8 protein-coding genes are annotated in these 6,539 nt (G+C 38.8%); 1 reads left to right on the forward strand and 7 read right to left on the reverse strand.

Translation table 11 applies throughout. The features are described 5' to 3' along the window. The first annotated feature begins 98 nt into the window (after positions 1 to 98). Positions 99 to 659 carry an outer membrane protein gene (locus IE867_RS13795; RefSeq protein WP_192485299.1) on the forward strand — a complete coding sequence of 187 codons (561 nt, stop codon included), beginning with the start codon at positions 99 to 101 and terminating at the stop codon, positions 657 to 659. An 87-nt stretch (positions 660 to 746) separates the two neighbouring features. On the opposite strand, the gene rpsJ is transcribed toward IE867_RS13795, so the two are convergent. The 7 genes from rpsJ to IE867_RS13830 all read right to left on the reverse strand — a co-directional run bounded on the left by rpsJ (position 747) and on the right by IE867_RS13830 (position 6,374). Beyond that, complete coding sequence (gene rpsJ / locus IE867_RS13800; RefSeq protein ID WP_225630079.1) at positions 747 to 1,070, reverse strand: 30S ribosomal protein S10; 324 nt, start codon at positions 1,068 to 1,070, stop codon at positions 747 to 749. Positions 1,071 to 1,088: 18 nt separating this feature from the next. Continuing rightward, positions 1,089 to 3,185, reverse strand: coding sequence for an elongation factor G (fusA, locus tag IE867_RS13805; RefSeq protein WP_192485294.1), 2,097 nt, complete (start codon positions 3,183 to 3,185; stop codon positions 1,089 to 1,091). A gap of 15 nt (positions 3,186 to 3,200) precedes the next feature. Next, on the reverse strand, positions 3,201 to 3,674 hold the full coding sequence (gene rpsG, locus IE867_RS13810) for a 30S ribosomal protein S7 (RefSeq protein ID WP_192485295.1): 474 nt from the start codon (positions 3,672 to 3,674) through the stop codon (positions 3,201 to 3,203). A 29-nt stretch (positions 3,675 to 3,703) separates the two neighbouring features. Beyond that, the gene (gene rpsL / locus IE867_RS13815; RefSeq protein WP_117002722.1) at positions 3,704 to 4,078 is read right to left on the reverse strand and encodes a 30S ribosomal protein S12; all 375 of its coding nucleotides are present in this window, start codon (positions 4,076 to 4,078) and stop codon (positions 3,704 to 3,706) included. A 260-nt stretch (positions 4,079 to 4,338) separates the two neighbouring features. Further along, positions 4,339 to 4,899 (reverse strand): fimbrial protein, encoded by a 561-nt coding sequence (locus IE867_RS13820; RefSeq protein ID WP_192485296.1) that lies wholly within the window; start codon positions 4,897 to 4,899, stop codon positions 4,339 to 4,341. 18 nt (positions 4,900 to 4,917) lie between these two features. Then, positions 4,918 to 6,147 carry a hypothetical protein gene (locus IE867_RS13825; protein ID WP_192485297.1) on the reverse strand — a complete coding sequence of 410 codons (1,230 nt, stop codon included), beginning with the start codon at positions 6,145 to 6,147 and terminating at the stop codon, positions 4,918 to 4,920. A 26-nt stretch (positions 6,148 to 6,173) separates the two neighbouring features. Then, positions 6,174 to 6,374: a hypothetical protein gene (locus tag IE867_RS13830; RefSeq protein WP_192485298.1), complete on the reverse strand. Its 201-nt coding sequence runs from the start codon at positions 6,372 to 6,374 to the stop codon at positions 6,174 to 6,176. Positions 6,375 to 6,539: the final 165 nt, after the last annotated feature.

Below are 6,539 nucleotides of genomic sequence, written 5' to 3' on the forward strand. Positions count from 1 at the left end.
TGTTCCCAGCGCTTAATGACCTCATACCATTGTTCTTCCGTCATAAACCAAAGCTCTTTGTATTATCAATGCAATCAGTTTGCCAGATTTAAAACAGTATTCTAGATGGGGTTCGTGGGACGCTTACGACTGCTAGCTATGATTCAAGTGGCATTGCCAGCAATATCACAAAAACAGAAGGCGGACCGATCAGTAGCGTCATAATTGGCTATGACCTTGCTTTAAATCAACACATTAGCCTAGGCTTGGAGTCTGGCTTTGGTTATGGCTATGATCTTGCATCACTCAAAGCCGATGGTTCGGATAAGTCAAGGCTTAGCCAATGGTATATTCCACTTCTTGTCGCTGGTAAATATACATTCACTAATGGTGTTAATGCTTTTGTTAAAGGTGGCGCAACTTATGTTCACCAAAGACTCACTAACATAGGCGCCTATTTCGCACCTAATATTGATAACAGTAACTCTGAATTCCTACCAACCATTGTTGTTGGTGCAGGCTATAAGTTCCAAAATGGAATTAATGTTGGTGGACAGTTTAGTTATTTATTTGGATCCACCGCAAAAATTCGTGCCGGTGACTCCCTTGATGGCAACGATGTTAAAGTAGCGGCAAGCGCGAGTTTAAGTGCCTATATCAGCTACACTTTACCGATGTAACTGACTAGATATCAGATATAAAAAAAGCGACACTAGGTCGCTTTTAATAATTGCCACTCTTTAAAAGCAGCTTAGATAATATATGTCTTAGCTTAAGCTAATTTGCACATCAACACCAGCAGCAAGATCCAATTTCATTAATGCGTCAACTGTTTTTTCAGTTGGCTCAACGATATCGATCAAACGCTTATGCGTTCTGATCTCATATTGATCACGCGCATCTTTGTTAACGTGTGGAGAAATCAACACAGTGAAACGCTCTTTGCGTACTGGTAAAGGAATAGGACCTTTTACCTGTGCGCCCGTTCTTTTGGCTGTCTCAACGATCTCTTTTGTTGAAAGATCTATTAATTTATGGTCAAACGCTTTCAAGCGGATGCGAATGCGTTGGTTACTAATATTTGTTGCCATTTTATTCAAACCTTCTAATTATGAGTTACGCTTTTTAATGATGTCTTCTGCAATGTTGTTTGGTACTTCTGCATATTTTTCAAACTCCATAGAGAATGAAGCACGTCCTTGAGAAATGGAACGTACGTTAGTTGCATAACCAAACATTTCTGCCAATGGCACCAATGCATTCACCACTTTACCACTTGGATTTTCATCCATACCAGCGATCATGCCACGACGACGGTTTAAGTCACCAATAACATCACCCATGTACTCTTCAGGCGTAACGACTTCAACCTTCATCAAAGGCTCAAGGATCACAGGCGTTGCTTTTTGCGCACCTGACTTAACCGCCATAGAACCTGCGATTTTAAACGCCATCTCAGATGAATCTACATCATGGTAAGAACCATCATAAAGTGTTGCTTTAACATCGATCATTGGGTAGCCAGCGATTACACCATTTTGTAATTGCTCTTCAATACCCTTGCCAACCGCTCCGATATACTCTCTAGGAACAACACCACCAACGATTTGATCAACGAACTCAAAGCCTTTGCCCATTTCTTGTGGCTCAAGCTTAACCCATACGTGACCGTACTGACCACGACCACCTGATTGACGTACGAATTTACCTTCAGCATCAACCGCTTGTTTGATTGTTTCGCGATATGCTACTTGTGGGCTACCAACATTTGCTTCAACTTTGAACTCACGTTTCATACGATCAACAATAATATCCAAATGAAGCTCACCCATACCTGAAATAATGGTTTGGCCTGACTCTTCATCTGTTTGCACTCTGAAAGATGGATCTTCCGCTGCTAACTTACCTAAAGCAATTGACATTTTCTCTTGGTCTGCTTTTGATTTTGGCTCAACAGCAACTGAGATAACTGGCTCAGGAAACTCCATACGCTCAAGTGTAATGATTTGCTTCTCATCGCATAGCGTATCACCCGTTGTGACTTGCTTTAAGCCGATACAAGCTGCAATATCACCTGCGCGAACTTCTTTTAGCTCTTCACGTTTATTGGCATGCATCTGAACAATACGCCCAATACGCTCTTTTTTACCTTTGACTGGGTTATATACTGAGTCACCTGACTTTAATACACCAGAGTAAACACGAACGAATGTCAAGTTACCAATAAATGGATCTGTTGCAAGTTTAAATGCTAAAGAAGCAAAAGGCGCTTCATCTGAAGACTCTCTAGAGCTCTCAGTACCATCTTCTAATTCACCTTTAATCGCAGGAACCTGATTTGGTGCCGGCAGGTAACGAACAACACCATCAAGAACGGCTTGTACACCCTTGTTTTTAAACGCAGAACCGCAGAATGCTAACACGATTTCATTATCAATAACACGGCGACGTAATGCTTCATGAATTTCATCATTTGTTAACTCACCACCTTCAAGATACTTCTCCATCAATTCTTCACTAGCTTCAGCTGCTGCTTCAACCATCTCTTGACGAAGCTCTTCAGCACGCTCTTGAAGCTCAGCTGGAATTTCTTCCAAAGAGTATGTTAAGCCTTTATCTTCTTCATTCCACATGATGGCTTTCATGCGAACAAGATCAATGACACCTTTAAATTCATCTTCGGCACCAATGTTCAACTGTACTGGGACTACAGTGGCTTTTAAACGTGTTTTAATCTGATCAACAACACGCTCAAAGTTCGCACCTGCTCTATCCATCTTGTTAACAAAAACGATACGTGGTACGCCATACTTATTTGCTTGACGCCATACTGTTTCTGATTGTGGCTCTACACCTGATGAACCACAGAATACAACAACTGCACCATCCAACACACGCAAAGAACGCTCTACTTCAATCGTGAAGTCAACGTGTCCTGGGGTATCAATGATATTAATACGATGCTTATCAAACTGTTGATCCATACCTTGCCAGAAAACTGTGGTAGCAGCAGAGGTAATTGTAATTCCACGCTCTTGCTCTTGCTCCATCCAATCCATTGTTGCGGCACCATCATGTACCTCACCAATTTTGTGCGAAACACCTGTATAGAACAATACACGCTCAGTTGTCGTCGTTTTGCCTGCATCTACGTGGGCACAAATTCCAATATTTCTATACTTTTCAAGTTCTGTCGTACGTGACATAAATATTCTCCAATCTTACCAACGGAAATGAGCAAATGCTTTGTTCGCTTCTGCCATTTTGTGTGTATCTTCGCGCTTCTTAACAGCAGCGCCTCGACCTTCAACAGCTTCCATTAATTCAGCTGCAACACGATATGCCATGCTCTTTTCTTTACGCTTACGTGAAGCATCAATGATCCAACGCATCGCCATTGTCATTTGACGCTCTGGACGCACTTCAACAGGAACTTGGTAAGTAGCACCACCAACACGGCGTGACTTAACTTCAACCATAGGAGCCACAGCTTCTAAAGCTTTTTCAAAAACTTCAGTCGCTTTTTCACCTGATTTTTTAGTTTCGATTTGGTCAAAAGCACCATAGACAATTTTCTCGGCTACAGACTTTTTACCTGATAACATGATGTGATTGATAAATTTTGCAACGATCTCGCTTTTAAACTTCGGATCTGGCAACACTTCGCGCTTTGGTGCTCGATTTCTTCTAGACATTTTATATTTCCTTTAAATACAAATTAAACTTATGCTTTAGGACGCTTAGTACCGTACTTAGAGCGTGCTTGTTTACGGTCTTTAACACCTGAAGTATCAAGCGCACCGCGAACTGTGTGATAACGCACACCTGGTAAGTCTTTTACACGACCACCGCGAATCAAAATAACGCTATGCTCTTGTAGGTTATGACCTTCACCACCAATATAAGTCGTTACTTCAAAACCGCTAGTTAATCTCACACGCGCTACTTTTCTTAACGCTGAGTTTGGTTTCTTAGGGGTTGTTGTATAAACACGCGTACATACACCACGTCTTTGCGGACATGCTTTCAACGCTGGCACGTTCGTTTTTACAACCTTCTTTTTGCGCGGATTGCGCACCAACTGGTTAATAGTTGCCATTATTTACTCCGTAGTTTTTTAAACATCTAATCTTTGCATAAATATAAAAAGACGCGGCATTATATACAAAAGCCATGCTGTTATGCAAGAAATGGATTTAGATTTTTGATTAACGAATTGAATTCAACGGCGCCGTCAAAAGACGTTGTTATGATTTCTTCAAAACAGAGACATTATTTATAGGCGATTAACTCTAGATTTAAGCGGCTACCAAATGCTCGGACGTGACCCACAACAAATGCAAAAGAGCCAAATAAATCTCATGTATAGTTCATTTGTATAGCTAAGGCACCATTAATTTTTCCACTTAAATTGCTAGGAGTCGTATTACCATCATAAATTAAAATGGTGTTTAGATTAATTTCATAATTTCCACCACCATCATCTTTTAAGTTAAGCGTTGGATTAGTTGCTGTAAAATCAATCACCGCATTTGTATTATTAGCATCTTCAAATTTCACTCCAAACCCTGAATCTATTGGTGTTTTTGCGTTGGTATAAAGCGCCAGATTTTTACCAGATTGACTGGTTTCCTTAGGTGTATACTTAACTTGAAGCGTTTGCGAATAAAGAATGCAATTACTTAATTTTATGACCGCTTTTTTTTCAGAAACTCCATTAACGACAGTACCATCCGTATGTACTTTTTGTGTAATCGCGGTTGGAGAGATGGAACCAAAATCAATTGTAACATTTTTAGTCTCCACGGTGCAAGTTGCAGCAGGCGCGATAAAGGTAAAATGAATGGTTTGTGTATTGTCAGCATTAACTAACTTTATTAAAGCCGATAACAGAATAATATATAAGCATCTGTTTTTCATATTAATACATCCAGTTCATTATTGAAATCCAAGCCATATATTCAAGCTACCTTCATAACTAACGCCAGAAACATCAACAAGATGAGTAATCGGAGAAGCTGGATTCTTTACTAGGACAGCATTAATAGTTGTTGTCCATGTAAGGCTTGTTTGGCCACTGGGGGTCGCACGAGTGTTAATATATGTACCAGGTAGAATCAATTTATCATTATTATCAGTAAATTCTAGCCCAAAAGGAGCAATGGTCCCAACAGGGAAGCCATTTGCATTTGATTGACTCAACAAATTCAATACCCCCGTTGCATCATCAAACCCTGCTTGTCTCAACAGTTGATTGCTAATTGCAGTGTCTCTTGTGTCAATTAAGTTATCACAACTATTATTTATCTGAATGGTACCAGCAGTTAATTGGTTCCCACTAAAAATTGTTTTAAGGTTTGCTACAGATAAATTGACAGTTAGTGCATTGCCAGTTTGACTGCCACCTAAGTTTGCAGTTATAGAAGTTGTTATTGAGCATTTCCTAGTAGGTGATATGCCTTGAGTTATTAAGTCAATATTAGCAGTTGCAACAAGTTTCTTTGAAGTGTTTTGCTTTGAGGATGTGTAAAACTCAAATCCATTTATGGGGGATCCACAGTTACAAAAACCATATGTATCGTTTCCTCCATTTGAAGTAGGTTTTCCAAGACGTTGAGCAAAAACAGCTAAATCAACACGAATGGTATTATTTTTACAACTTTGCCCACTGGGAATACGATAGCCAAAGCCAAAATAAAAAGGGTTAGATCCTTTGGGATAAGAAAGAGTCAGTTGGGTAAGACACAGATCAGGCATACGATTAACTATTGAACACTGATTATAGCTTACTGTAGAAGCATTTAGGCTAAAAAGTTTCCAATTTGTGACTTTATAACCATCTGAAGTAGTTTCAATACCATCAGGGTAATCTGTTAGATTAGGTATGACACTTCTTGAGGCCTCCTGAAGATTATGAGAATTTGATGGCATATGCAAATTAGACGTATTCTTAATAACTATGGGTTTTGCACTAAATTGATCATTTGAGTCACAAACTTCAGCCTTAGCAACGGTAACTTGTTTTTCTACAAGAATTTGCGGAACAGTGGGTGTATTCCAATAAAAACCATTATTAGCTGTATAATTAAGCTGAGGTACTGCTACTATTAAACTAGAAGGCATAAAACAAATTAAAATGAATAACATCATAATTTGTGCATTATTCAAATGAAGTAAGCTTAATATACTTCTTTTCACAAGATTTCTCCATTTCTTTTTAATGCAAGCTTAGCTGCTTCTTTAGGATCTAATTGATCGATGTTAATTTTTAAGTAATTAAAGCCTCCATAATCATTAATATATTCTAAATATAATATCTTAGTTTTCGGTTCAATCATCTTTTTTAACACTACAACAGTTTGTGAAAATGGTTTGAAAATGGTGGCTTCTTGCATAAAATTAATCGCATTTTTTTGCTTTTTCTGCTTTTTTTTATTGAACGACAATTATCTTTGCCGGTTAACGACAACTACAATTGCCGCTTAAACCACCCTAATTTAGCATGGTTTTATCTTCAGTTACAATATTAATATTTTGCTTATTATCTGTTCTTGCTTTTT

The sequence above is a fragment of the Cysteiniphilum marinum genome, from assembly GCF_014857925.1.
In the GTDB taxonomy this organism is placed as follows: Bacteria; Pseudomonadota; Gammaproteobacteria; order Francisellales; family Francisellaceae; genus Caedibacter; species Caedibacter marinus.

Bases quoted from the DNA above. Each gene is read 5' to 3' on its own strand.
- rpsJ (WP_225630079.1), bottom strand. From the start codon at position 1,070: ATGGCAACAAATATTAGTAACCAACGCATTCGCATCCGCTTGAAAGCG.
- fusA (WP_192485294.1), bottom strand. From the start codon at position 3,185: ATGTCACGTACGACAGAACTTGAAAAGTATAGAAATATTGGAATTTGT.
- rpsG (WP_192485295.1), bottom strand. From the start codon at position 3,674: ATGTCTAGAAGAAATCGAGCACCAAAGCGCGAAGTGTTGCCAGATCCG.
- rpsL (WP_117002722.1), bottom strand. From the start codon at position 4,078: ATGGCAACTATTAACCAGTTGGTGCGCAATCCGCGCAAAAAGAAGGTT.
- IE867_RS13820 (WP_192485296.1), bottom strand. From the start codon at position 4,899: ATGAAAAACAGATGCTTATATATTATTCTGTTATCGGCTTTAATAAAG.
- IE867_RS13830 (WP_192485298.1), bottom strand. From the start codon at position 6,374: ATGCAAGAAGCCACCATTTTCAAACCATTTTCACAAACTGTTGTAGTG.